Source organism: Desulfosalsimonas propionicica (assembly GCF_013761005.1).
Lineage (GTDB): Bacteria > Desulfobacterota > Desulfobacteria > Desulfobacterales > Desulfosalsimonadaceae > Desulfosalsimonas > Desulfosalsimonas propionicica.
The window spans coordinates 429,827-454,942 of record NZ_JACDUS010000003.1 but is presented as its reverse complement, the minus strand read 5'-3'; the positions used below and the strand labels follow the sequence as shown (position 1 = coordinate 454,942).

Sequence of the window (25,116 nt, the reverse complement as noted above, 5' to 3'; positions counted from 1 at the left end):
TCAGACAACCGCCCTTTTGAGATGCTGCTCGATTTCCCCGAGCTGGGACTCGATTGTGGCATCCACATCCCCGCCCCGGGATTCAGCCTTACACCCGCCAGGGGAAATATTTTCATCAGAGATGAAATAAATGTTGCGCAGCCCCTTCATGGCCGCCAGAAAAAGGGGTTCATGGTCTTTGACCATTTCCAGATCATCGGGATGCACACGGATATAATATTCGTCATCTGCCACCGCCGCCTCCAAAGCACCGGCCACAGTGCTGACAATAATGTCCTTTTTTTCCGAAATCTCCCTGTGGATCACCTGCCGGGCCACGCCCATGATCAGCCGGACCATGTCTTCGCGGCTTTTTAAAAGCAGAGACTCGCGCAGCCGGCTGATCTGCTCCAGAGCTTCGGCAAGGGCCTGGGCGCTTGTGTGCAGTTTTTTTTCCGCTTCGGCCCGGCCCTCTTTTTTGCCCCGGGTATAGGCTTCCTTTTTTACCGCCTCCAGATCAACGGCAGATTCCGGGTTCTTTACATCATCGGGTTCAGACAATTCAGGGGCTGTTTCGGTCATGGCCGGGCCTTGATCCCGGCGCGGTTTTTCAGCCGGTTTGGCATCGCCGGGTTTGGGTTCGCTTTTATCCGTTGCTTCGGCTGCAGGCCACAGGGGAACAAAAAGGCCCTCTCCCATGCCCCCGGCCTGTTCCAGATCGGCAAAACGAACCGGCTGACACGCAACATCGCTTCCTGCATGAAATATTCTAGACAAGGGTTTCCTGTCCTTTCCCCGGCAAGACCAGCTGACCTTCCTCTTCGAGCCGCAGGGCGATTTTGACGATACTTTGCTGGGCCCGCTCCACGTCTGACAGCCGCACCGGACCCAGGGCTTCCAGGTCTTCTGCGATAATTTCAGCCGCCCGTTCACTGATGTTGTGGTAAATCTTTTCCTTGATGCCTTCAGGCGAGGTTTTCAATGCCAGGGTGAGGGTTTCATTTTTGACCTCACGCAGGATTTTCTGCATGCCGCGGTTATCAATATTGCTCAGGTCCTCAAAGGTCACCAGGGAATTGCGGATGGTTTCCGCGGTTTCCGCGTCGACCTCCTCAATGCCGGATAAAATCTGCTGTTCCAGGTTTTTCTCCATTCGTGTCAAAATTTCGACAACTTTATCCACACCGCCCACGTGATGCTGATCCTTTTTGACAAATCCCCCGATTTCCCTTTGCAGGGCTTCTTCAATCTGCTGGATGACCTCCGGGGAGACCTTTTCAATCCGTGCGATCCGGTAGACCACATCAGAACGCAGTTCCTCGGGCAGGTATTGCAAAACATTGCCGGTATGCTCGGCCTTTTGGGTTGACAGGATCAGGGCTACGGTCTGGGGATGTTCGTTTTTCAGCAGATCAGCCACCATCCGGGGTTCCATCATGGAAATGGTTTCCAGAGGCTTGCCGTCAAAACCCGAATTCAGATCTTCCAGAAGCGATTCTACCCGCTTCTGGTCACCGGTGGAGGTCAGGGCGTTGCTGATAAACTCGCTGCCGTCCACAAACAATCCGGCATAGTCCTGCTGGGTTTTGCGGTATTGATCCACCACCTGTTTGGCCAGATCTGCGGGCACATGATCGACGTTTTTCATGTAACTGCTGATCCAGCGGACCTCGTCGTCCTTTAATTCCTTAAACACTTCAGAAGTTGTTTCCTCGCCGAGACAAAGCAGAAGGTAGGCTGCTTTTTCAGCCCCGCTCATTTTTGAAAAATCCTTGTTCATTGCTGCTTACCCCTCCTTGAGCCAGGCCTTGACCACCTGGGCCGGTGTTACGGAAAAACTGTCCAGCTCTCCCCGCAGGGCCGTGGGCGCGTCCAGCGCCTTTGTCTGCTGATGGCCGTATGCATCCGGCAGCTCAGCCGCATATTGCTGTTGCTGCGCTACAACCTGCCCCCGCAAGGTCCGGATCATGGGCCGCACCAGTGCCAGATAAACCAGAAGAGCGCAAATCAGGAGCAAGATGTACTTGGCATAAGGCAGATAATCATACACACCCGACGATGTCTCCCGGGTTCCGGCTTCTGCCATTTCCTTTTGAAAGGGCATGGAAACCACCTCCACACGATCGCCCCGGTCGGCGTCCAGGCCCAGGGCGGATGACACCATTGTGCGGATGGAATCACGCTTTTCAGGCGCCATGGGCACCCATTGGCCCTCGCCGTCATTGGCTGCGGGATCAAAGGTGTCAGCCACCAGCACGGCTGCCGAAATCTGCTTGATATCGCCCACCGGACGTTGAATCTGCTTGACCGTCTTGCTGATTTCGTAATTGATCACCTCGGAATTTCTGGATTCGGTCATCATACTGCCGCCGGCTTCCTGGTTGTCTCCCAGGTTGGATTCCGTCCCCGGAACCCCGCCGCCCCGCTCGCGCCCGGAGCGGCTTTCAGTGATTTTCTCGCTTCTGGGCACGAGGCTGTCCGGATCATATTCCTCGGTCGTAATGTCTTCCTTTGTAAAATCCAGGCCTGCGGTGACGCGGACCTGTGAATTGCCCCGACCCAGGGCCCGGTCCAGAAGTGACTGCACCCTTTGTTCCAGACGGCTTTCAAGGGTATTTTTAAATTTCAGCTTATCCGGCAGCATTACCAGGCCGGGATCATTGGCGCGGTTTTCGCTCAAAAGCCGACCCCCGGTATCGAGAACCGTGACCCGGTTTTTATCCAGCCCCTCGATACTGCCGGAAACCAAATGAACAATCGACCGGGTCTGGGTGGCATCCAGGCTCCGGCCCGGCTCTATGTCCAGGACCACGGATGCCTTGGCGGGCTTTTGCTGCTCCCGGAGCAGACGATCCTCGGGCAGCACCAGATGGACCCGGGCGGATTTCACAGGTTCCATGGCCGCAATGGTCCGGGCCAGTTCGCCCTGCATGGCCCGCTGGAAATTGACTTTCTGGGTAAATTTGGTCACCCCGAAATCCTGCTTATCAAAAATCTCAAATCCCACCCCGCCCTGCCGGGGAAGTCCCTGGCCGGCCAGGTTCAGGCGGGTTTCATACACCAGGTCGGCCGGCACATGAATGGATCGACCGTTGTTTTCCAGCCGGTAGGCAACCCCTTCCTCCTTGAGCCATTGGGTTACCGAAGCGGCCTCCTGCCGGGGCAGATCCGTATACAAAGGCCGGAAATCCGCCTTGCCGGCCTGGAAAATCAGCACCCCGAACAAAATCAGCGACAGCAGGCCGACACCGGCCAAAGACAGCTTTCTGGAAAGGGGCCAGTTGCGGATATTTTCCATGAATTTTTGATAAGGCTTTGTTTCTTCCATTGCTTTTTATCCCGTATTGCAATTACAGCGAATCAAATCGGCCAGCGCAATCTCATGATGTATTCAATGCATGATCCCCGGTTAAGGCCCCATGCAAAAACAAGGCCGTACTATACCTGCATGCGCATTATTTCCTGATAAGCATCCACAGCCTTGTTGCGCACCTGCACTGCAAGGCGCATTGAAATATCGGCCTTTTCCATGGCGATCATGACATCATGAAGGTCGGTGGGACCACCGGTGTTGGCCTCCAGAATGGCCTGATCAGCCTTTTTCAGATTTTGAGCCGTTTCGTTTAACATTTTTTCAAAACCGCCGCCCGGCCCGGATTCATCTGCTTTCTGCGCCGCATTGGGCCCGGGGTTTGCAGAAATACTGCCTGCAGCTGCCATAACTGAGTCTGCCATTGCTTTTACCTCCCGATTTCCAGTGCCTTCATGGCCATTCGCTGGGCGGCCTTGATGGAAGTCACGTTGGCTTCATAACTCCCCCTGGCCTTCATCATGTCCGTCATCTGCTCCACCAGGCTGATATCGGGCTTTTCCACATAACCTTCGTCATTTGCATCCGGATGAGAAGGTTCATAGACCATTTTGCCTTCTCCCTGATCTGTTATGATCCGCTCTACCCGCACCCCCCGGGCTTGCTGTTGGGTGCTGTTTTCAAGCTCCCGGGCAAAACTGTTTTGCTCGCTTGTAAAAATTACGGATTTTTTGCGGTAAGCGCCGCCTTCCGGAGTACGGGTGGTCTCCATATTGGCCAGATTGCTGCCGATGACGTTTAACCGCAGGCTCTGCGCCCGTAAAGCCGAATAACCGATGTCCATTGCGCCGAAAATATCCATTGCGTGTCTCCCTGAATTTATGCTCTTTCCTGAATCACGAATTTGAGCATACCAAATTTTTTGTTCAGCATCTGAATGGCTGCCTCGTACCGGATCTGGTTTTCGGCCAGCTCCATCATTTCCTGCTCCATCACCACATTGTTGCCATCTCCGATAACATTTGGGTCCTGCTGACGATAGACAAGCCCTTCGGCCTGGCCTGCACCGGCCTGCATATGCCTGGGATGGGTGACCGCCTGCGTGTCATCCGATTTGCCGGCAGCTGCGGCCATGGCATCTTCAAAATCCATGCGCAGCCGTGCATAACCGGGCGTCTCGGCATTTGCGATATTGGCGGAAATGGCTTCATGCTTGCGGCTTCTCAATGAAAGGGCCTGATCAAGCAGCTGGATATTGCTGTCAAAAATGCCGTTGACTGGCATAAAACCTCCCTAGTTCATCGGGTTTTCAATCTCGATTTCCTGGGCTGACAGAGCCAGCCAGGACGCCTCTATTTCCATTTCGGACATTTGCCGGTAAAGGTTAAGGGCCTTATTCCGGCTTCCCATGTTCAGATAAGTCCGGATCAATCTGAATGCCGCCTGTCCCCTGTATCCATCCTCATCAAGAAGGGATTGATAAACAGATGCGGCCTGCCGCCATTTATTGCAGTAAAACAGGGCTTCAGCCCGTTTCAAATCCGTTGCCGGCAAACCGCTTTGCCCGGCCATGGCCGAGGCCCGGCCCAGATAACACGCAGCCAGCCTGTATTGCTTTTGTTCAAAAAAAAGCTCTCCCGCCAGAAGATCGATTTTTTCATGAACGGGGCGCTTATTTTCCCTCAGCATTCGTGCCGCCTCCCGGGATTGGCCGGTTTTGGCCAGCGCCCGGACATAATAGTAAAACACCTCCCTTCGATCAGAGCCGTCCGGAAACCGGTTTACGTAATCCGGGGCATAACGCATCACCTGGCCGTGATTGCCCTGCTGATCACAAATCCGGATCAGGGGCAAAAAGATCCGGGCCTGTTTTTTTTCATCCTTTTCAAAATCCATGAGATAGCGGTAGGTGGTGGCGGCCTGGTCCAGAAGCCCGGAGCGGGTGTAGCTTTCCGCCAGGTCATATAAAAATCCGTAAGTGATCGGAGCCTGTGCGAGCAAATCCCGATGCTTGGAAACCAGGGTGAGCGCCTCGAAATAAGCTTCTTGCTTTAGCATGGCGCCTATGGCATCCGGAAAAATTTCCACAAACAGGGCCTGGGCTTCAGCCAGCAATTCTCCGGCCCAGTAATCATCAAAAAACCGACCCAGCTGCCGGACGGCTGCAAGCTCATTTCCGCCCAGATGGCAGGCCAGAATTTGCTTGAAAAAGGCCTCCTCCCGGATCTGTCGTTTATCTCCGGCCTCAATGATCGAATCATACCGCGGCAGCAAGGCGTTGAAATCCGGATCCGGCTTTTCCATCACATCCAGATCCATTAATTTCAGCCTTGCCCGGAGGGCGGCCTCTGAATCTCCGGCTTTTTCCTCGATTTCCCAGAGCATCAGCCGCGCCCGGTCGGGCTCGCCTGAATGAAACAGCGCCATGGCCGCCCAATAATCCGCCAGGGGCTTGTGCGGGGGCGATCTTTTGGCAAGTATTTCAGACAGCAGAAACCAGTGGCGATAGGCGGTTTCATATTTCTGATTCCGGTAAAGCAGCGAAGTATACCTGGCAAGGGAACCGGGGTACTGCTGGACAAGGCGCAAATCAAAAACAGCCTTGTCATAGAAATCAGATGCAGCCTCCATATCCCCGATATCATACCGGGCATCGCCCTTGCGAAGCAAAGCAATGCCTCCGGCGGCCCCGGAATAACCCAGATCCCGTGCCAACCCGGCAAGTGCCTGCTCCGGCTCTCCCATGGCCATATCCGTTTCCGCTTCCAAAATGGCAAACCAGCCGGCTGCGGAAGTTTCCTGCAAAACCCTTTTCCTTTGAGTTTCGGCAATGCGGGCGGCCTGGTAATATTCCCCCGTCCCGGCTATGGCACGGACCTGAAAATAAATCTGCCAGGCCCGAATCTGAGGCCTTTCAGCACCCGGCTCCATATTTTCCAGCACGGACAGGGCCTTTTGATTCCGATTTTGCCGAATCAGGGATTCAGCCAGCACCAGCTGGTACAAATCCGCCTGCCGGCCGCCGATATCGCCGGTGAGCAGTTCTGCTGTTTTGTTTTCCACTGCCTGCCACATCCCGCCGTTGAGCAGTTCCACGAGGGCATCCGGCAGAAAAGCCCGGTTTTCATTCACCAGTGGCCCCGGAAACCGGGGGAGAGAAAACTTTACCGGCAGATCCCATTGCGGCGGCCATTCAAATCGGGCGAAAAAATCAGTCCATCGACCAGTATAATCCGAAGAAATCATCTGCCGGGCCGCGGCCCCGTGGCGAATCGGCTGAAGCCGGCCCACCCGCTGATCCTGAATTGCGGGCCGACTGCCGGCCTGCTTGCGGTCCCAGAAGATATTGAGCGTGAGCCGGGCACTGCCTTTATCCCTTGTGATATCCACGGATCGGGGAATCTGCCGGAAATAGAAATCCACTATCGTTTTTGCTCCTTCAGAATTGAGCTTGACCCTTACCAAAGGGGGCGCCAGGTCCTTGCCGGCAATCTTGTGAACCGAATCGGAAACCCGGGTATTTTCCATTTGCACCCGGACGCGCTGCCCGGAACGGCTGACATGGATTTCCGGGATCCTGTCAAAAACAAGATCCACCTGATTCACATTTTCCTGCCGGCCGCTGGACATACCCAGCAGGTTGGCACTGCCGGCCAGACACAAACCCGTTGACAAAAAGATCAATATGCAAGCAATACCGGCCGCCCGGGAAATCTCGTTCATATGCGCCTCCTGCAGGGCATGCATGCAAAACTGGGGCCAAATTTTTTAAAAACTTGCAACATCCTGTAATTAAATATAATTTTACGAATCTCAATTGCTTGCAGCGATTTCTAAGTCAAATGAACCAAAAGAATTCTTGACATCGCCCTCACCATGTCAGTATTTTGACATGAAATATATTATATTTCCTGTTTTCAAGCAGTTTCCAACTGACACCCATTTGATAAACCGCCTGTTTGAACAAGGGTAAAACATGCTCAAAAATATTTCCGTCCTGGTGGTTGAACCAGGAGACAATGCCGCCAGTGAAGTGGCCGGTTTTTTCAACGAGCAGACCGAAGCCAATATTTTTCAAGCCAAAAACTCGACAGAGGCCCTGGAGTTTATCAACAACAAGAGATCTGTGGAGCTTCTGGTCACTGATTTATTCTTTCCGGACAAATCCGGGCTGGAACTCATCCAAAAAGGCATTGCCATCAACCCGGCAATGGTCCCCATCGTGGTCATGCCGCCAGGGGGACGTCAGCATGTGGTGGAATCCTTACAGGCCGGGGCATACTTTTATATCCACACGCCCATTTATCAGCAGGAAATCCTGGAAGTGGTAAAAAACGCCCTGGAATACCAGAAACTGCTGGCCCAAAGCCTTCAGCACAAACCGCGCCTGCGCAAAAGCGACGGATTCGCCGGTATCATCGGCGAATCCCGGCCCATGAAAAAACTCTTTGAAATTATTGAACGCATTGCCGGCAACAGTGAAGGCAATGTGTTGCTCAAAGGCGAAAGCGGCACTGGAAAGGAACTGGTGGCCCGGGCCATTCATGATCTGACACCGGAGCGCAATCAATATAACTTTGTCCCCTTAAATTGTGCGGCCATTCCCGAGGAACTGCTGGAAAGCGAATTGTTCGGATATGAAAAAGGCGCTTTCACCGGCGCCAACCGGGCCAAAAAGGGCCGCCTGGCACACGCGGACAAGGGGACGCTGTTTCTTGATGAAATCGGTGATATGAAGGCCAACCTGCAGGCAAAACTGCTCCGGGTCCTCCAGGAGCAAAACTTTGAGGCGGTGGGATCGGTAAAAAGCACACAGATTGACGTGCGGGTGATTGCCGCCACCAACCGCAATCTGGAGAAGGCCGTGGCCGACGGGACGTTTCGGGAAGATCTGTACTACCGCTTAAGCGTTGTCCCCATCACCTTGCCGCCGCTGCGCAAGCGCACCGAAGACATCCCGCACCTGGTCCAGAAATTTCTGCTCATGTACAACCGGGGCAGGAAAAATGTCCCTCTCGGATTCACGGACCAGGCCCTTCAGCGGCTAAAAGCCTATGAATGGCCCGGAAATGTCCGGGAACTGCAGAACCTGGTTCAGCGTATGTGCATCCTCCACGGGGGAGACACGGTTGATGTGGGCTCCCTGCCCCAGAGATTCCAGGACTTATGCGACCCTGCGGGCAACTCAGAGACTGAAAAACAAAACAATATCAGTGAAGATCTTGATTTTCATGCCATGACACAGGAATTTGAAAACCAGCTTATCCTCAAAGCACTTCACATGGCAGAGGGGAATAAAAAAGAGGCGGCCCGCCTGCTGAACATGAAGCGCACCACCCTGCTGGAAAAAATCAAAAAACGGCATCTGGAAGTCAAAATATAGGCAAAACGCGGCATCAGATCTGCCCTGACGCCCTTTTGGGAACCCGGGGCGGCAGGGCGGTAAGATTTTTTTCCCATAGAGAACCCAACCGGTTTACTTTACGGTCAGAACCGGGCAATGGGCATTTAAAATCAGAAACTGGGCCGTGGAGCCAAACAGAAGTTTTCCCATCCTGGATCGCTTGCGGATGCCGATGACAATTTCATCCACGTTTTGTTCCCTGGCATATGCCAGCAGATCCTCATCCGGGGTCATGCCCCGGACCAAAAGATGGGTTTCACACGCAATATCCTCTTTTTTCAGCTGTTCTTCGGCATCCTTTAAAGCCGCCTCAAGCTGTCCGATTGTTTTCTGCTCATCTTCTGTACCCTTTTCCATGGATGCCACCAGGTAAACCTGCGCATCCATGGCCCTGGCCCTTTTAACGGTTTCGCTTAAGGCGGAGTGAGAAGACCGGGAACCGGTGTAACAAAGCATTATTTTCATGATCAACCTCGCTGCTGGAATCAATATATATGGAAGATGCCTTTTCCACAGATTATATATACCATTGCCGAAAACAGATCAACCCTGTCAGGCACCGATATATGCTTTTCTCACCATTTCATCGTTTTTGAGCTGTTGACATTCACCTTCCAGCACACAGGCCCCGCTTTCCAGCACATATCCCCGGTCCGTGATATTCAGCGCCATGTTGGCGTTCTGCTCGGAAAGAAAGATGGTGGTATCCATTTCATGATTGATATTGGAAATCACATCTGCCATCTGCTGCACAATCAGAGGCGCCAGCCCCACTGACGGTTCATCGAGAAGCAGCATCTGGGGTTCGCTCATCAGCGCCCGGGCAATGGCCAGCATCTGCTGCTCACCGCCGCTGAACGTACCGGCCTGCTGATGGCTGCGTTCCTTTAACACCGGAAACAGCTCATATACGCGATCCAGGTTTTTCTGAATCCGCATTTTGTCTTTGCGCAGGGGATAGGCCCCCATCATGAGATTTTTTTGCACGGACAGCTGGGGAAACAACTGGCGTCCCTGGGGACACAGGACCAGGCCCAGATCCACAATTTTATGCACCGGCATCTGATAGATGGGAATCCCGTTGAACTCAACGGCTCCGGAGCCGGGCTTTAATACCCCGGCAATGGTCCGAAACAAGGTGGTTTTGCCGGCTCCGTTGTTGCCCAGCAATGCCACGAATTCCCCCCGCTTGATTTCCAGGGAGACATCATGGATAATATGGAGTCCACTGATTTGCGTGTGCACCTGTTTGAGCTTCAGCATTATTTGACTTCCCCTCCCAGGTAGGCCGTGATCACTGCCTGATCCGATTTCACATGGTCAGGCGTTCCCTCGGCGATTTTTTTTCCGTAATTTAAAACAACAATCCGATCAGCCATTCCCATGATCATCTGCATCTTGTGCTCGATGATGCAGACTGTGGTTCCGTGATCCCGGATCTTGTTGATCAGATCGGTAATCCGGTCGGTTTCCTCCTGGATCAAACCGCCGGTGGGCTCGTCGAGCAAAAGAATCTTGGGCTGGCTGACCAGGGCGATGCCCATTGCCAGACGCTTCTGCTCCTCCTGGGACAATACAGGGACAAACTGATCGCTTTTTTCGGCAAGCCCGAGAAACTCCAGGGTTTCCATGGAGTGCTTGTAAGCCTCGGCCTGATCGGTTTTCCATGTCCGGGTATGTAAAAGGGTATTCCAGAAGCCCAGCCGGGTGCGCCACTTATAGGCGATCATGAGATTGTCGATCACCCTGAGCTGATCAAAAAGGCTGGTGGTCTGAAAAGTTCTGGCAACCCCTTTGCTGGCGATTTTATAAGGTTTCAAACCGGTGATATCCTGTTCGTGAATAAACACATTTCCGGAAGTCGGTGGCAGGGTTCCGGTGATCAGATTGAAAACCGTTGATTTTCCGGCCCCGTTAGGGCCGATGATCGCCAGAATTTCGCCCTTGATGATTTCAAAATTCAGGTCCTGGACGGCTACCAGGCCCTCAAAACGCTTGGTCAGAGATTCAACACGAAGCATGTGCACTCCTGATGTTTATTGTTGACGCCAGGCGGCGACTTTTTGGTTTAACTGGCGCAGACCGCCCACAAACCCCTGGGGGAAATAAATGATCACAAAAACCAGCAGGGCACCGAAAATCAGCATTCGGAAATCCCCCAGAAACTGCATGAATTCCATGACAACAGGAATGGCAAAGGCGCCCACAACAGGTCCGCTCAAAGTGGCCATGCCGCCGAGGATCAAATAAATCAAAAAATTAAAAGTCATCATATAACCAGCAGCACTCGGACTGACCGCACCGATAATAGCGGCATACATGCCGCCGGCCAGACCGGCGATAAAATTGGCGATCACAAAGGAAATCAGCTTCGTGGCAAAGGGATTGATGCCAACGGCATCGGCCAGGGGTTCATTGTTGCGCACGGCCATCAGGCTCAGCCCGAAAACGGAGTAAACCAGCCGGCGAAGAACAAAAATCGTCAGCAAAAGCGCTGCCAGTGCCAGGTAATACAAGGGCGTCTGGGTGAAAAATTCAATGGAGCCGAAAACAGGCACCGGTATGGGAGAAGGCCGGGGTATGCCGAAAATCCCGTTGTGCCCGCCTGTCAACTCGATCCAGTTGCCGGCCACAATCCACAGAATCACCCCGAAGCAAAGGGTGACAATGGCGAAATAAGAGCCCCGGGTCCGCAGGGAAGGCAGGCCCACAAGAAAACCAATGAAAGCGGAAACAAGGGCTGCGGCCGGAAGCGCAAGCCAGAAGGAGATGCCCGCCTTGGTCATGATGGCCACCCCGTAGGCGCCTATGCCGAAAAACGCCCCGTGGGCCAAAGAAGCCTGACCCGTAAACCCGATGATGAGGTTCATGCCGGATACGGCAATGGCAAAAAGCAGGCTCATGGTCACGATCTGAAAAATATAGGCATCCGGCACATACCAGGGTAAAGTCAGGGCTGCGATGAGTATGGCTGCATAAAGAAGCCGGGTGTGAACGGGTTTTGTAAACACAGTTTAAACCTCCCTTTTGCCGAATAAACCGGTTGGCTTGATGGATAAAATCAGAATCAGCGCACCAAAGGCAAACACGTCCTTATAGGCCGCAGAAATATATCCGCCGCCCAGCGCCTCAATGAGTCCAAGGATGTATCCGCCCAGAATAGCGCCGGGTATGCTTCCCATGCCGCCTAAGATAACAATGACAAAGGCTTTCATCCCAAGGATGGCGCCCATGGCCGGTGAAAGCATGAAAATCGGCGAAATCAGACTGGCAGCCACCGCTGCCGTGGCCGCGGAAATGGCAAAAGTCATGGCGGAAACCCGGTTGACGTTAATTCCTGTCAGCATTGCGCCTTCACGGTTCTGGGCAACCGCTTCGATTGTTGTGCCCATGATGGTCTTTTTCATGAACAAATGCAGTCCCACAATAAGGGCCACAGCACCGGCAATAACCAGCAGCCGCTGGATTCCGATGGTGATACCCAGAAAATGAAGGATCTGCGGATGCGGATTGGGCACCCGCAATCCCTGGGGTCCCCATACCACCAGGGCCAGGGCTTCGAGGAACAAAAGCGCACCAATGGCTGCGATAAAGGCATTGATATGCGGCTGATTGTTTAACGGCCTGTAAATAAAACGTTCCATGAGAACACCCACCAGCCCAAGGCAAATCACGGAAAAAATCAAGCCGAACCAGTAACCCAGGCCCATGGTGACGCCAAAATAGTAAAGCAGATACCCGCCCAGCATGTAAAGATGACCGTGAGCAAAGTTGGGGATGTTTAAAATCCCCATCACCAGGGTCAGCCCCAGAGCGACAATCGCATAGGTGCTGCCGAACATGATGCCGTTGAAAACCTGCTGCAGGAAAAGTTCCATCAACTCTCACCCTTTGTTGTCAAATCAAGCCGATGGCCGCCGGAAAGCTTTCCGGCGGCCATCGGTCTGTCAGAAAAAAAATACAGTTTACTCAATATATCCTTCAAGTGGTATCCAGCGCGTCTCAATGCCGCTTGGCGCCATTTCCTTATACTTTTCAAAAGATTTTTCATCCCCGGGCCACCAGAGATACTGATAGGCCTCGGCATATTCCCCGTCTGCGATCACACCCGTTGTTGCCGGCACCAGGAGCTTGGTTTCCCGGGTTCCGAGATACGGGGTGGGTACTTCTTCGGCGCTCTGGGGCAGGACTTTGGCCATGGCGGCCTTGATTGCTTTGGGGTCGTCCACAGTGCCCGCCTCTTCCATGGCGTCAAAAACAATGTTGAGTGCCGAATAATTAAGCATGGCCTCAAAGGTGTTGTGCACGCTGAATTCTTCCTGGTAACGCGCGTTGAATTCCTTTACCACGGGCGACGGCACATCAAGCACCTGTGCGATGCCGATAACATTGTTCATCAATGAAAGATCGCCGTCAAAGACCACGTTTGCGATATAGTCCATTTTTGCCTGATCAACGAGAATGAATCCGCCGTCAAACCCGAGATTCCGGGCCTGTTCAATAACCAGCCCCGTGGGCTCCGACGGCCCCCCGATGAGCAGAAAATCCGGCTCTGTTGCCAAAGCCGCACTCAGCTGGGAGGAGAAATCCGTGTCCGTGTAATAATTGGCCGGCTTGTCAGCCGTGATTTCCCCGCCGAGTTCGGTCCAGTGATGCCTGAATGTCTCGCGCCATTCGTCCCCGTAAGCCCCCAGGGTCACCACCATGGCCGCCTTGCGCCAGCCCTTTTCCCAGGCAATGTCAGAGAAGGCCTTTACATACGCGGTAAACGGGGGCGGAATGGATGCGGTCAGGTCATTGTCCATCTGATCAATTTTGGGAGTACTGGAATAGGCCATGAGCAGAAACTCGGAGCCGGGCTGCTCGTTTACCTCCATCAGCGGCGCAATGGTGTTGAACACCGGATTGAAAATCACCCGGGCACCCGCCCTTGAGCGCATGCGGCGGGCATTGTTAACCGCCGCGGTGGGATCAATCATGTCGTCATAGGTTTCGAGCGTAAATGTGTAATTTTCACCGTCAATGGTGATACCGCCTTTTGCATTGATGTCCTGGACCGCCATTTTAAGGCCGTTTACATTATCCCGTCCATAACCGGAACCGGGACCGCTCAAAGGGCCGGTAAATCCGATCACCGCTTCTGCCGCCCATGCGCCTGAAACCATCAACGCAGCTGCCAGAAGCCCGAATACCAGGCTCAACGAAAAACGCTTGACACTTTTCATCACTTCCCCCTCTTGTTGGTTTGAGATATCTCAAAGATCCCCGGACTCCGCAGATGCCCCGATAAACAAGGGGCATTGCCAAAAGGATCACGCGCGCACCGGATGCATCCACGAGCGGACACACCCGGTGATAAAAAACAAATCTGCTTTTGACATTGTTTCTGATGTGATGAACATGCGTTTTATTTTATATACTCTTCTATGGGCAGATACCGGCTGGTCACCTTCCGTTCAGGGATTTTCTTCAGGACGTTTTCGTATTCCGCCTCGGTTTTGGGCCACCAGATGTTCTGATTGGGCATCTGATACTCACCGTCTTTGATCACCTGCACGGTGCCGGGCACCAGAAGCCGCGTGCCCCGGATGCCCATGTAGGCGACCAGGCTTTTTTCCGGCTCCATGGGCAGAATCCCGGAAAAGGCTGCCTTGACGGCCTTTGGGTCATCCACGGTGCCGGCCTCTTCCATGGCCGCGGCCACCATGCGCATGGCAGCATAGTTTAACACATTCTCCGAGGTATCCTCGCCGCCGTATTGGCTCACATAACGCTCATGAAATTTTTCCATGATGGGCCTGGGCGCGATATCCAGGGTCCGGGCCACGCCGATGACGTTGTTCATAAGGGAAAGATCCCCGTCAAATGCGACATTGGCGATATAATCCATCTTGGCCTGGTCCACCATGATCATTCCGCCATCAAAACCCATGTTCCTGGCCTGTTCAATGACAAGGGCCGTGGTGTCCGAAGGACCGCCAATAAGCAGAAAATCCGGATTTTTGGCCAAAACTGCAGCCAACTGGGATGAAAAATCGGTTTCCGCATAATAGTTGGCCGGCTTGTCGGCCACGATCTCTCCGCCGATATCCTCCCAATGCCCGGCAAAGGTTTCCCGCCATTCATCTCCGTAGGCGCCCAGGGTCACCACCATGGCGCCCCTGCGCCAGCCCTTTTCCCAGGCGATGTCTGCGTATGCCCAGGCATAGGCCTTAAACGGCGGAGGAATGGAAATGGTCAGATTATTGTCAATGAAATCAATTGCCGGGGTGCTGGTATAGGCCATGAGCAGAAACTCGGAGCCGCGCATTTCATTGATTTCCATCAGGGGGGCCAGGGTATTGAACACGGGATTGAAGATCACATTGGCGCCGTCCCTGGATTTAAGCCTTCTGGCGTTGTTGACCGCTGCGGTGGGATCAATGTGATCGTCATAGGTTTTGAGTCTGAAGCTGTATTTTTCACCGTCCACCGTGATCCCGCCGGTCTCGTTGATGTCTTTGATGGCCATTTCCAGGCCTGCCACATTGTCACGGCCATACTGGGCGGCCGGTCCGCTAAGCGGGCCGGTAAACCCGATGACCACTTCCCCGGCCCAGGCACCGGAGGCCAAAAGCACCATTGCCAGTATTGCTGTCACGAAAATCCATGGAAAATGTTTCCACCTTCGCATCTTGTTCCCCTCCTTTGGGTTTATGATGGGACAAGGGCTGCAAAAACGGCGCCGTCCGCTGGCACGTTCAGGCTGCAGGACCACACTGTCCGTTTATAAGATCCTTGAGCCTACCGGTTGGCTTTCCGGTATCCCAGACGATCCATGGCGATAATGTGCTTGCAGATATTGGCCGATCCCTCAACCAGCACATAGGTGGGGATATCGCGGTAATACCGGGACAGGGGGTATTCCGTGGAATACCCGTAGGCGCCCATGATGCGCATGGTTGATTCAGCGCAACGCATGGCCACCTCTCCGGCCATATACTTGGCCTGGGCCACTTCAAATCCGTTGTTAACCTTGCCCTGATCCTTCTGCCAGGCCGCCTTGTATACCAGCAGGCGTGCGGCCTCGATATCGGTTGCCATCTTTGCGATCAGTTCCTGGTTCATCTGAAACTTGCCGATCTGCTGCCCAAACTGAACGCGCTGGTTGCAGTATTTCAGGGCCATTTCATAGCATGCCTGGGCACATCCGACGGCACCGGCCGCCGCAGACAGCCTTGTGTTGGCAAGGGAGCTGAAAACGATTTTGGCCCCGTCACCGGGCCGGCCCAACAGGTTTTCTTTGGGCACGGGCGTGTTGTTGAAAAAGATTTCACCTGTGGGCGAGGAGTGAGACCCCAGCTTATCAATATCCGAGGTGGTAATGCCCGGGAAATTCTTTAATTCCACGGCCAGTGCAGACAGGCCCTTGGTCTTGGCCTCCCGGTCGGTATAGCAGTAAATCACAGCCACATCGGCCTGGTTGGCATTGGAAATCCAGGTCTTGGAGCCGTTTAACACAAAATGATCCCCCTTGTCCTCGGCCACTGTCTCCATGGACATGACATCAGATCCCGCATTGGGCTCGGTGATGCCAAAGGCGCCCAGCATCTCTCCGGCGCACAATTTTGGGACATACTTTTTTCTGGCTTCTTCTGTGCCGTAAAGATAGATGGGGTAGGCGCATCCGATACCGATCAGATTGATCTGAACCCGCAGGGAACTAGAAGCCCTGGCGATTTCCTCGGTGATAATGGCCGCGGCCATCCAGCCGGCGTCCTCGCCGCCGTATTCCTCCGGAATCACAGTGCCGATAAAGCCCAGTTCGGCCATGGGCTTGATGGCCTCTTTGACCGGCAAATAGTTGTCCGCATCCCATTGGTCGGCATTGGGGGCAATTTTCTTGTCTGCAAATTCCCGTACGGCTTTTTGGAGCATTTTATGTTCTTTGGAAAGTTCAAATTGCATCCAGATATCTCCTTACTAGAATTGATTTCTCTCAAATATGGCGGCAATTCCCAGCCCACCGCCCCCGCAGATGCATTCCAGTCCGGTTTTGGCACCGGTTCTGCGCATCTCGTGCATCAGGGTCACCAGAACCCGCACGCCGGTGGCGCCGATGGGATGGCCCAGGGAAATGCCCGAACCGTTGACGTTGACCTTGGTGTAATTATCGGGCGAAACGCCCATATCCTTTAAATCCGCAAGCACCTGGGCGGCAAAGGCTTCCTGGATCTCGATGAGTTCCATGTCCTCCAGCCGGGCACCGGCCAGGCCCATGGCTTTTTTCACCGCGGCATTGAGAGTCAGGTGGGTACGGGTGGGATCGGCTCCGGCTGCAGCAACGGATTTGACTGCGGCAAAGGGCTCGATTCCCAATTCCCTGGCCTTTTTTTCAGACATGAGCACCACGGCCGCAGCACCATCGTTTTCAGTCGAGGAATTGCCGGCCGTGCACACCCCCCCGAGCACCGGGGTCAGCCGGGCCAGTTTTTCCATGCTCGTATCCCTGCGCGGGGTTTCATCTTTGTCAACCACCAGGGGATCTCCTTTTTTCTGAGGGACAGAAACAGGGATCACCTCCTGGTCGAATTTTCCCTGATCCCATGCAGCGCATGCCTTTTTCTGGCTTTCAAAGGCCCACTGGTCGCATTCCTCCCGGGTGACATTTTCCTCCACAGCAGCGGTTTCCGCCCAGGACATCATGGAGGGCAGTTTTCCGTAGCGGTGCTCGGGCTGGCTCATGACCCGGGCCCGCTGGATTCTGTCATAAAACGGCAGCCCCCAGATGGACAGATCCCCGTGGCCCCGGGGCATTCCCTTTTGTCCGCCGATTCCCCACTTGATATCCCCGGGCAGGTAAAACTCGGCATGGGACATGCTTTCCACGCCCCCGGCCACGACAATTTCCGCATCCCCGCTTTTAATCAAAGAGGCTGCCAGACGGATGACTTCCAGCCCGGTGCAGCAGCGCCGGTCAATTGTAAAGCCGGGGATCTCCTCGGGCCAGTTGGCATTAAGAAGGGCCATGCGGGCGATATTGACATACTCGCCGTTCTGATAGGCCTGGCCCATGATCACTTCATCCACCTGACCGGGCTCGATGCCGGCCCTGACTACGGCTCCGTTTAGCACCATTGCGGCCAGGTCATAGGCCTCCACCGTGCGCAGCCCCCCCATATATGCACCCACAGGCGTTCGCACGCCGCTTGCGATCACAATGCGGTCATCAGACATCACTTGCTCCTTGAAATGTTCAATTTATTAAAATGCCGTATCGGCAAGTTCGACAATCTCCCGGCCCTGGCGCGTACAGGTGCCGGCTCGCTGGATGGTATGGGGCAGAACCATGTCGGCAAAAAACGTGGCCTGGGCCACCTTGCCGCGAAAAAAGTCATTTTTCCGGCCCTTTTTCTGTGCGCGGTCCCAGGCGATGCAGGCCATGTCCAAAAGCCGCCACACCATCACCAGATCCCCGAAGCACAATAGGGCCGGGTAGGTATAAGAAGCCCACTGGAGCGGATCATCCTTGCTGCGGCGGCGCATCTCATCGGCCATTTCCCGCACCCTGGCAAAGGCGTTTTCCAGATCCCGCACATGGCCGCCCAAGTGGTCATGATCCCGATGGGCATCAATGAAATTTTCCATCTCTTTGGCAAATGCGGCAAACATGGCCCCGTCATTGATCCGCATCTTGCGTCCCATCAGATCAATGGCCTGAATCCCGTTGGTGCCCTCATAAAGGCTCATGATCTTGGCATCGCGCAGGTACTGTTCAATGGGGTAATCCCGACAGTAGCCGTAGCCGCCCAGGCACTGCATGGCGGTTTCACAGACCCGGAAACCCGCATCAGAGCAATAGGCCTTGACAATGGGGGTCATGAAATCAGTAAGGGCCTGGTAATGCTGCCGGCTCTGTTCATCTTGGCCTTCAGCGGCCAGGTCCGCCCAAAAAGCCGCCGTATAGATCATCGAGCGCATGCCGTCCACCGAGGCCTTCATCCACAACAGCATCCGGCGCACATCCGGATGATGGATAATGAGCACATAGCCGTCTTTTCGTTTGGCCGGATCCTTGCCCTGTACCCGCTGACGAGTGTATTCCAGGGCGTTCTGATAGGCCGTACTGGCCAGGGTCATCCCGGACACCCCCGTATTGATCCGCGCGGAATTCATCATCTGAAACATGTGGGCCAGGCCGCGGTTGGGCTCGCCGCACAAATACCCCACACACCCGTCTTTTGCGCCAAAGCTCAGGGCGGCTGTGGGAGAGGCGTGCAGACCCAGCTTGTCCTCAATACCGGTGCAGACCACGTCATTGAATGGCCCCACACCCCCGTGGTCATCTAACCGGTACTTGGGCACCACAAACAGGGATATGCCGCCAACCCCCTCAGGGGCGCCGTCAATGCGGGCAAGCACCAGGTGCACAATGTTGTCGGCAATGTCATGATCCCCCCAGGAGATAAAAATCTTGCTGCCCTTGATTTTATAACCATCGCCTTCCGGATATGCGACTGTCTGGGTGGCGGCCAGGTTGGAGCCGGCATCGGGCTCTGTCAAACACATGGTGCCGGAAAATGTGCCGTTATACATCCGGGGCACAAAAGCCTTTTTAAGCTCCCCGGTGCCGAAGCTTTCAATCAGGTGGGCGGCGCCATGGGTCAGGCTTGGGGCCATGTTAAAGGACTGACAGGCCCCGTACATGAAATCATTGACCACAATGCGCATCATGTGGGGAAAACCCTGGCCGCCGTACTCGGGATCCCGGGCCGCTGCTGTCCAGCCGTCCTGTCCGTAGGTGCGGAAAACCTCGGCAAACTCCGGGGGGCACAACACCTGTCCCTTCTCGTAGCGGATGCCCTGCTCCTCGCCAATCTCGTTTAAAGGAGCCACGGCCTTTTTGGCAAACCGGATGGCCTCTGTGACCATCAGGTCCAGGGTTTCTTCGGTCAGTGACCGGTAGCGCTTAAGGCTGCAGAGACTGCCATAGCCGAGCTGTTCCTTTAATATGAAAAAGATGTCTTTTTGGTTGATTTTAAAATGCGTCATAACAAATCCTCGGACAAATCCTTAGATGGGTTAGGTAAACGAAGAGAAATCCGGGGGCCGGTGCTGAAAAAACGCAGCCAGGGCTTCTCTGCATTCCCCGGAGGCCAGGCGCCGGGAGAAATGATCGATCTCGTCGTCCATGGTCTCAAAAAGCGTTGATCTGGCGGACTTTTTCAGCAGGGCCTTGGTCAGACGAACCGATTCCGGCGGCTGCTGGGCCAGCTTTTCAGCAATGACCAGGGACTGCTCAACCACCCGGTTATCGGCAAACAGGGCGTTGACCATGCCCAGGTCCACGGCCTCCCGGGCAGAAAGGCTGCGGGAGAGCAAAAGGATCTCCGATGCCCGCTGATGGCCCACGAGCCTGGGCAGCAAAAAGCTGGATCCGGCCTCCGGGCAGAGCCCGAGCCGGACAAAGGGCATGGAAAAAGTGGCGCTGCAGCCGGCATAGACCAGATCAAAATGCAGCAGCAGGGTTGTGCCCACGCCGATGGCCTGGCCGTTTACGGCCGCCACCATGGGTTTTTCAAGCCGGCTGATGGTTTTGAGGAAGGGGTTTTCCCGCCCGGCCCGCAGTTTCGAGTCTTCACCGGCCTGCTGAAACTCTTTGAGATCGTTTCCGGCGCAGAAGCAGTCGCCTTTTGCGTGCAGAAATATCACCCGTGTTGCTGCATCCTTGTCAGCGGCTTCCATGGCTTCGGACATGGCCGCATACATGTTTCGCGTCAGGGCGTTTTTTTTCTCCGGTCTGCGGATTTCAATACGGCGAACACCGTTTTTGTGTACGACGCCAATTTCGGGTATGGAACCTGTGGTTACCATAAAATGCACCCCTTACGATGATGCCCGGCTGAGATTTTCCCATATGATGGAGTAGCCCTGCCCTCTTCCTACGCACATGGTGGTCAGGCCATAGCGGAAATCCGGATTTTCGGCAAACAGGCCCTTCATGAAAGCCACCAGCCTGGGTCCGGAGGCGGCCAGGGGATGTCCGTAGGCAATGGCCCCGCCCCACTTGTTCACACGAGGGTCATCTGCGGCCACGCCAAGGCGGTCCAGACAGTAAAGGGCCTGGACAGCAAAGGCTTCATTTATTTCAATGATATCCATGTCATCCATGGTCAGCCCGGCTTTTTCCAGAGCTTTTTGGGTGGCCGGCACCGGTGCGGTGCCCATAATTGTAGGATCCACGCCGGCAACGCCGGTGGCCACCCACCGCATTTTCGGAACAAAACCCTGTTTTTCCGCCATGGCCCGGCTCATGAGCAGCACCACGGCCGCCCCGTCATTTAATCCCGAAGAATTGCCTGCGGTCACACGGCCGCCCTGCTCCCGAAACGGGGTTTTTAACCTGGACAGGCCTTCCAGTGTGGTTTCGGGGCGGGGATGCTGATCCTTATCTGCAACGGTTTTTGTACCGTCTTCCAGCTGCACTTCAATGGGCACGATCATGTGGTCCATTTTTGCCGCAGCCACGGCTTCGGCGGTTTTGCACTGGCAGCGCCAGGCGTATTCATCTGCCATCTGCCGGGTGAACTCCGGGAACCGGTCATGGATGTTTTCAGCAGTCACGCCCATATTAAAGGCCGAAGGGCCGCCCAGCATCTGCTCGGCATCCGGGTGGGGATCGCGCATAAATCCCATGGGCAGATGGCCCATGTGCTCCACCCCGCCGGCCAGAAGGCAATCTGCCATTCCGCAGGCAATGTGGCTGGAACCAAAACCCACGGCGGTCAGCCCGCTTGCACACATGCGGTCAATGGAGCAGCCAGGAACATCCCATCCCCAGTCTGCCAGAATCGGGATCAGGCGGCCGATGGTCCCTCCCTGCTCCTTGACCTGGTTGGTAACCCCCCAGATGCTGTCTTCCACCATCTCCGGGGAGAAGCCGCTATTTCGGTCAACAAGCGCTTTTAACAAGGGAATGCACAGATCCTCGGCCCGTGTGTTCCAGAAAATTCCTTTTTCACCGGCGCGGCCAAAAGCGGTCCGCACGGCATCGACTACCACCACATCGCTGAATGGACTGGACATGTCCGCATCTCCCATTTCCTCTGTACCGATCCTGTCTTTACCGGATCCGTGCGGCAGCAAGGACCGCCCTGATCGACGAGCCTTCTGCGGTAATTGTATAAGGAGAAAAATTAGTCGAGAAAACCAAGTCTGTCAATATTCTTTTTCAAAAAATCATAGTTGCATTAAAAAAAAACCATGTTTTTTATTATACAACTAAAAATAGGGCTTGACAGTTAAAAATAAATTTTAGTATGTTTGAATTTTAATAAAATAAAAATGGATCAACCCAGTAACCGGTGTGTACAATGGCAAACAAAGCTCCCAAAAGCAGTCAAAAAAATCTGAAAAATCCCAAAAAAGCCGCAGCCATCTTAAAGGCCGCGGAGCACATATTTGCCAGAAAGGGGTTTCAGACCGCCACGATTTCCGATATCGCCAAAAAGGCCAAGGTATCGGAAGCCACCATTTATGAATATTTCTCCTCCAAAGAAGAGCTGCTGTTTGCCATTCCCGGGGAAATCATCCAGCATTACCAGGAAAAAAACCGCGAGATTCTGCCCTACATACACGGTGCCGCAAACAAACTGCGCTTTTTGATCCACCGGCACCTGGCCCTTTACGAGGACAATCCCGATTACGCCAATGTGGTGATGCTGATTTTAAAGGGCAATCCCAATTTTTTGAAAACCGAGGCCTACCGTGTTGTTCAGTCCTCAGCGCAAAACTACATCCAGGTGCTGGAAGAAGGCATCGAAAGCAATGAATTCCGGCCGGACATGGATCCGTATGTGATCCGGGCCATGATCTGGGGCAGCATCGAGCACCTGGTCACCCGCAAAAGCCTGCTGGGCAAACCCGCAAGCCTCACAGATCTTACAGAAACGCTCTTTAACACTCTTTTCATCGGCATCCGCGCCACCCCCGAGCAACCCCCGGTCCACATCAACGTCCACATGAGCCGATCCGAATAAAGTTTGATGGCACCGTAAAAAGTCTGATTTCAGATGGCGCCGTAAAAAGTTCAAGATCAAGGCTTGCGCAATTTCGAAGAATGCAGCGTACTTAGCCGTAGCTGAAATTCTGAGAAATTGCGCGTAACGCAGATATTGGACTTTTTACGGCGCCATCAAGTTTCCGGTCCAAAAGATCCTTATTCCTCAATGCCGCAGAGGTTTTTGGCCATCTGCTGTTTCTGCTGCATGTTCACCTGACGGGCAATCATGATCCGCTGAGCCTGGGGCGAGCCAGCCCCGTGCATGGACTCGGTGAGATAACCCACTGCAGCAGTTCCCAAAGTCAGGTTCTCAATAAGCCGCAGAATGCGGCGTCGGTTTTCAGTTGGCACATTCGCACTGGCACCGTAATATTTTTCCAGCCAGTGGGCGGTTTCCGAAGATGCAAAATCAGCAGCCGACGGCAGGGTCACCATGAGCCCGCCGGCCACGTCCTGGGCCAGCCTGGCGATTTCATAGGGAAAACGGGTCACGTTTTGCTTGGACACGTTGGCCAGCAGGGTGTTGACGCTGTAGGTGCCGCTGGGTTCCCTGCGGCCTTCTGCGGCACATGACAAAGATCCGCAGAAAAGGGTTTCATTGAGATGGTTCATCTCAATGATTTTGTCCTTTACATGGGAGGCCCCCTGGGTGCCGTTGTATTCGGCCACGGTCTGGGTGGCCCCGATGAGCACATCGCCCACCCCGGACTTGCAGGCATAACTCTGGCGGTGATAGCCGGCAAACTTTTCCACGAGAACGCCGGCAAACTCGTGTTCCCGGAACATGAAAACCCGGTCCCATGGGACAAACACATCATCGAAAATCACCAGGGCCTCATGTCCCCCGAATGCGGGGTTTCCGGTATCCAGCCGGGTCTGCTCGGTCTTGCGGGTATCACAGGACTGGCGCCCCATGATATAGGTAATGCCCTCGGCATCGCTGGGCAGGGCAAAGCAGACGGCATAGTCCCGGTCTTGCTCGCGCATGGCAATGGTGGGCATAACAATGATTTCATGGGAGTTGACCGCCCCGGTCTGATGAGCCTTGGCCCCGCGCACCACCATGCCCTCTTCGGTCTCCTTTACCACATGCACGTACATGTCCGAATCCGGCTGCTTGTGGGGCGGAAGGGAGCGGTCCCCCTTCGGATCGGTCATGGCCCCGTCACAGGTCAGGTCATTTTCCTGCACATATTTAAGGTATTTCAAAAACCGGTCTTTATAGTCGGTATCATATTCGGCGTCAATGTCATGACTGACAATGGAAATGGCATTTAAGGCATCCATGCCCACGCACCGTTGAAAGCAGCACCCGGTGTGGGCCCCGAGCAGCCGGCCCATCTTGGTTTTTTTCACCAGGTCGGAAACGCTTTGATGGATATGGGTAAACCGGTTGATCTTCTTTCCGGTCAAATGCGAGGTCGCGGTCATCAGGTCTTCGTGTTCCGGCTGATGGGCCAGTTCATAGGTCTTGGCCACCGCGTTCATGGACGGGCGGATAATGGGATGATCCACAGGATTGGAAATGCGTTCGCCAAACATGTAAACCACTATGTTTAGCTTACGCAGGCTTTCTTCGTATTGCCGGGCTGTCATCATGGCGGCACCTCTATATGCGCAATTGTTTTATTTGCGGGGGTGCAAAACAAATTCCCCTGCTGCATGCACGTCTGCTGCAGATCTGATTTCAAAAGTAAAGCCGTTTTCCTCCTTTTTCAAGACTGCGCAGATCTCCGGGGTTTGTCCGGGGATCTCCCTGTTGTACTGGATGGAAATAGCGCCGAACTTCCGGCGGTTTTCCATCAGGTGTGCAGCCAGGGTTTCAAGATAGTCAAAGTACAGGGCATTGTTGACATGCCCCAGGGGATCATAATCCGAGGCGCGGACCGCGATGGTCCGTGTGATGTCGGGTTCATGGATTACCGGCGGCTTCCACCGGTCCAGGTCAGCGTCTATGGCGTCATCTGACTCCACGGTATAACTTTGGGCCACATCCCCGGGAACCTTGAGGATTTTTTTGCGGACCAGATCAATGTAGAGCCACAGACTGGCGGCGGACATACTTTTGCGCCCCTGCTGATAGATTTCAAAATCCCGATATGACCGAAAACCACGAGTCCCCTTGTGCCAAGTCACAATTTCCAAAGGAGCGCCGAAAACCGGCTGATTGTGCACCTGCAAAACAAGGCGGTAAAGTACCCAGGCTTTCTGCTGCTTTAGCATGTCCGGGGTTGCATACCCGGCCTGTTGGGAATGCAGGGCAGCAGCCTGCTGCAGGCAGTTGAGCAAGACCCTGGGCCGCAGGACAAAGTCCGCATCCACTTCAAATAAACAGATCTCCCTGCTGATGGCAACCTTCATGGGCTCTCCTGCAAAAATACC

General features: G+C 54.3%; 23 protein-coding genes. 2 read left to right on the top strand and 21 right to left on the bottom strand.

Going from position 1 to position 25,116, the window contains the following annotated elements; genetic code table 11:
• The 7 genes from HNR65_RS07985 to HNR65_RS07955 form a co-directional block, all read right to left on the bottom strand.
• On the bottom strand, nucleotides 1-756 hold the full coding sequence (locus HNR65_RS07985) for a FliH/SctL family protein (protein WP_181550946.1): 756 nt from the start codon (nucleotides 754-756) through the stop codon (nucleotides 1-3).
• The gene (fliG, locus tag HNR65_RS07980; RefSeq protein WP_181550945.1) at nucleotides 749-1,759 is read right to left on the bottom strand and encodes a flagellar motor switch protein FliG; all 1,011 of its coding nucleotides are present in this window, start codon (nucleotides 1,757-1,759) and stop codon (nucleotides 749-751) included. The genes HNR65_RS07985 and fliG overlap by 8 nt, the downstream gene beginning before the upstream one ends.
• Before the next feature lie 6 nt (nucleotides 1,760-1,765).
• Nucleotides 1,766-3,307: a flagellar basal-body MS-ring/collar protein FliF gene (gene fliF, locus HNR65_RS07975; protein WP_181550944.1), complete on the bottom strand. Its 1,542-nt coding sequence runs from the start codon at nucleotides 3,305-3,307 to the stop codon at nucleotides 1,766-1,768.
• 110 nt (nucleotides 3,308-3,417) lie between these two features.
• Complete coding sequence (gene fliE, locus HNR65_RS07970; RefSeq protein WP_181550943.1) at nucleotides 3,418-3,714, bottom strand: flagellar hook-basal body complex protein FliE; 297 nt, start codon at nucleotides 3,712-3,714, stop codon at nucleotides 3,418-3,420.
• Nucleotides 3,715-3,719: 5 nt separating this feature from the next.
• A complete protein-coding gene (gene flgC, locus HNR65_RS07965) occupies nucleotides 3,720-4,151 on the bottom strand; it encodes a flagellar basal body rod protein FlgC (protein ID WP_181550942.1) in 432 nt (143 codons plus the stop codon).
• A gap of 17 nt (nucleotides 4,152-4,168) precedes the next feature.
• A complete protein-coding gene (flgB, locus tag HNR65_RS07960) occupies nucleotides 4,169-4,573 on the bottom strand; it encodes a flagellar basal body rod protein FlgB (RefSeq protein WP_181550941.1) in 405 nt (134 codons plus the stop codon).
• A gap of 9 nt (nucleotides 4,574-4,582) precedes the next feature.
• Nucleotides 4,583-7,012 (bottom strand): tetratricopeptide repeat protein, encoded by a 2,430-nt coding sequence (locus HNR65_RS07955; RefSeq protein WP_181550940.1) that lies wholly within the window; start codon nucleotides 7,010-7,012, stop codon nucleotides 4,583-4,585.
• A gap of 253 nt (nucleotides 7,013-7,265) precedes the next feature.
• Between HNR65_RS07955 and HNR65_RS07950 the strand changes: the two genes are divergently transcribed.
• A complete protein-coding gene (locus tag HNR65_RS07950) occupies nucleotides 7,266-8,672 on the top strand; it encodes a sigma-54-dependent transcriptional regulator (protein ID WP_181550939.1) in 1,407 nt (468 codons plus the stop codon).
• A gap of 93 nt (nucleotides 8,673-8,765) precedes the next feature.
• Here the strand turns inward: HNR65_RS07950 and HNR65_RS07945 are convergent, their stop codons facing one another.
• The 12 genes from HNR65_RS07945 to HNR65_RS07890 all read right to left on the bottom strand — a co-directional run bounded on the left by HNR65_RS07945 (nucleotide 8,766) and on the right by HNR65_RS07890 (nucleotide 21,758).
• The gene (locus HNR65_RS07945) at nucleotides 8,766-9,158 is read right to left on the bottom strand and encodes a universal stress protein (RefSeq protein ID WP_181550938.1); all 393 of its coding nucleotides are present in this window, start codon (nucleotides 9,156-9,158) and stop codon (nucleotides 8,766-8,768) included.
• Between the two features lie 87 nt (nucleotides 9,159-9,245).
• Nucleotides 9,246-9,956 carry an ABC transporter ATP-binding protein gene (locus HNR65_RS07940; RefSeq protein ID WP_181550937.1) on the bottom strand — a complete coding sequence of 237 codons (711 nt, stop codon included), beginning with the start codon at nucleotides 9,954-9,956 and terminating at the stop codon, nucleotides 9,246-9,248.
• Nucleotides 9,956-10,714, bottom strand: a complete 759-nt coding sequence (locus tag HNR65_RS07935; RefSeq protein ID WP_181550936.1) for an ABC transporter ATP-binding protein — start codon at nucleotides 10,712-10,714, stop codon at nucleotides 9,956-9,958. The genes HNR65_RS07940 and HNR65_RS07935 overlap by 1 nt, the downstream gene beginning before the upstream one ends.
• Nucleotides 10,715-10,729: 15 nt before the next feature.
• The gene (locus HNR65_RS07930; protein WP_181550935.1) at nucleotides 10,730-11,704 is read right to left on the bottom strand and encodes a branched-chain amino acid ABC transporter permease; all 975 of its coding nucleotides are present in this window, start codon (nucleotides 11,702-11,704) and stop codon (nucleotides 10,730-10,732) included.
• 3 nt (nucleotides 11,705-11,707) lie between these two features.
• The gene (locus tag HNR65_RS07925; RefSeq protein WP_181550934.1) at nucleotides 11,708-12,571 is read right to left on the bottom strand and encodes a branched-chain amino acid ABC transporter permease; all 864 of its coding nucleotides are present in this window, start codon (nucleotides 12,569-12,571) and stop codon (nucleotides 11,708-11,710) included.
• 87 nt (nucleotides 12,572-12,658) lie between these two features.
• Complete coding sequence (locus HNR65_RS07920; protein ID WP_181550933.1) at nucleotides 12,659-13,918, bottom strand: ABC transporter substrate-binding protein; 1,260 nt, start codon at nucleotides 13,916-13,918, stop codon at nucleotides 12,659-12,661.
• A gap of 182 nt (nucleotides 13,919-14,100) precedes the next feature.
• Complete coding sequence (locus HNR65_RS07915) at nucleotides 14,101-15,366, bottom strand: ABC transporter substrate-binding protein (RefSeq protein WP_181550932.1); 1,266 nt, start codon at nucleotides 15,364-15,366, stop codon at nucleotides 14,101-14,103.
• A 110-nt stretch (nucleotides 15,367-15,476) separates the two neighbouring features.
• The gene (acd, locus tag HNR65_RS07910) at nucleotides 15,477-16,640 is read right to left on the bottom strand and encodes a glutaryl-CoA dehydrogenase Acd (RefSeq protein ID WP_181550931.1); all 1,164 of its coding nucleotides are present in this window, start codon (nucleotides 16,638-16,640) and stop codon (nucleotides 15,477-15,479) included.
• Nucleotides 16,641-16,655: 15 nt separating this feature from the next.
• Complete coding sequence (locus HNR65_RS07905) at nucleotides 16,656-17,909, bottom strand: thiolase family protein (protein ID WP_181550930.1); 1,254 nt, start codon at nucleotides 17,907-17,909, stop codon at nucleotides 16,656-16,658.
• Between the two features lie 27 nt (nucleotides 17,910-17,936).
• Nucleotides 17,937-19,724 (bottom strand): acyl-CoA dehydrogenase family protein, encoded by a 1,788-nt coding sequence (locus HNR65_RS07900; protein ID WP_181550929.1) that lies wholly within the window; start codon nucleotides 19,722-19,724, stop codon nucleotides 17,937-17,939.
• A 30-nt stretch (nucleotides 19,725-19,754) separates the two neighbouring features.
• On the bottom strand, nucleotides 19,755-20,546 hold the full coding sequence (locus HNR65_RS07895; protein ID WP_181550928.1) for an enoyl-CoA hydratase: 792 nt from the start codon (nucleotides 20,544-20,546) through the stop codon (nucleotides 19,755-19,757).
• 12 nt (nucleotides 20,547-20,558) lie between these two features.
• On the bottom strand, nucleotides 20,559-21,758 hold the full coding sequence (locus tag HNR65_RS07890) for a thiolase family protein (protein ID WP_181550927.1): 1,200 nt from the start codon (nucleotides 21,756-21,758) through the stop codon (nucleotides 20,559-20,561).
• Between the two features lie 287 nt (nucleotides 21,759-22,045).
• On the opposite strand from HNR65_RS07890, the gene HNR65_RS07885 reads away from it, so the two are divergent.
• Entirely contained in the window at nucleotides 22,046-22,711 is a 666-nt protein-coding gene (locus HNR65_RS07885; RefSeq protein ID WP_181550926.1) for a TetR/AcrR family transcriptional regulator, read from the top strand.
• A 179-nt stretch (nucleotides 22,712-22,890) separates the two neighbouring features.
• Here HNR65_RS07885 and HNR65_RS07880 read toward each other — a convergent pair whose 3' ends face one another.
• Both HNR65_RS07880 and HNR65_RS07875 read right to left on the bottom strand, forming a co-directional pair.
• Complete coding sequence (locus HNR65_RS07880) at nucleotides 22,891-24,333, bottom strand: 4-hydroxyphenylacetate 3-hydroxylase family protein (protein ID WP_181550925.1); 1,443 nt, start codon at nucleotides 24,331-24,333, stop codon at nucleotides 22,891-22,893.
• Nucleotides 24,334-24,360: 27 nt separating this feature from the next.
• Complete coding sequence (locus HNR65_RS07875) at nucleotides 24,361-25,095, bottom strand: acyl-[acyl-carrier-protein] thioesterase (protein WP_181550924.1); 735 nt, start codon at nucleotides 25,093-25,095, stop codon at nucleotides 24,361-24,363.
• Nucleotides 25,096-25,116 lie beyond the last annotated feature (21 nt).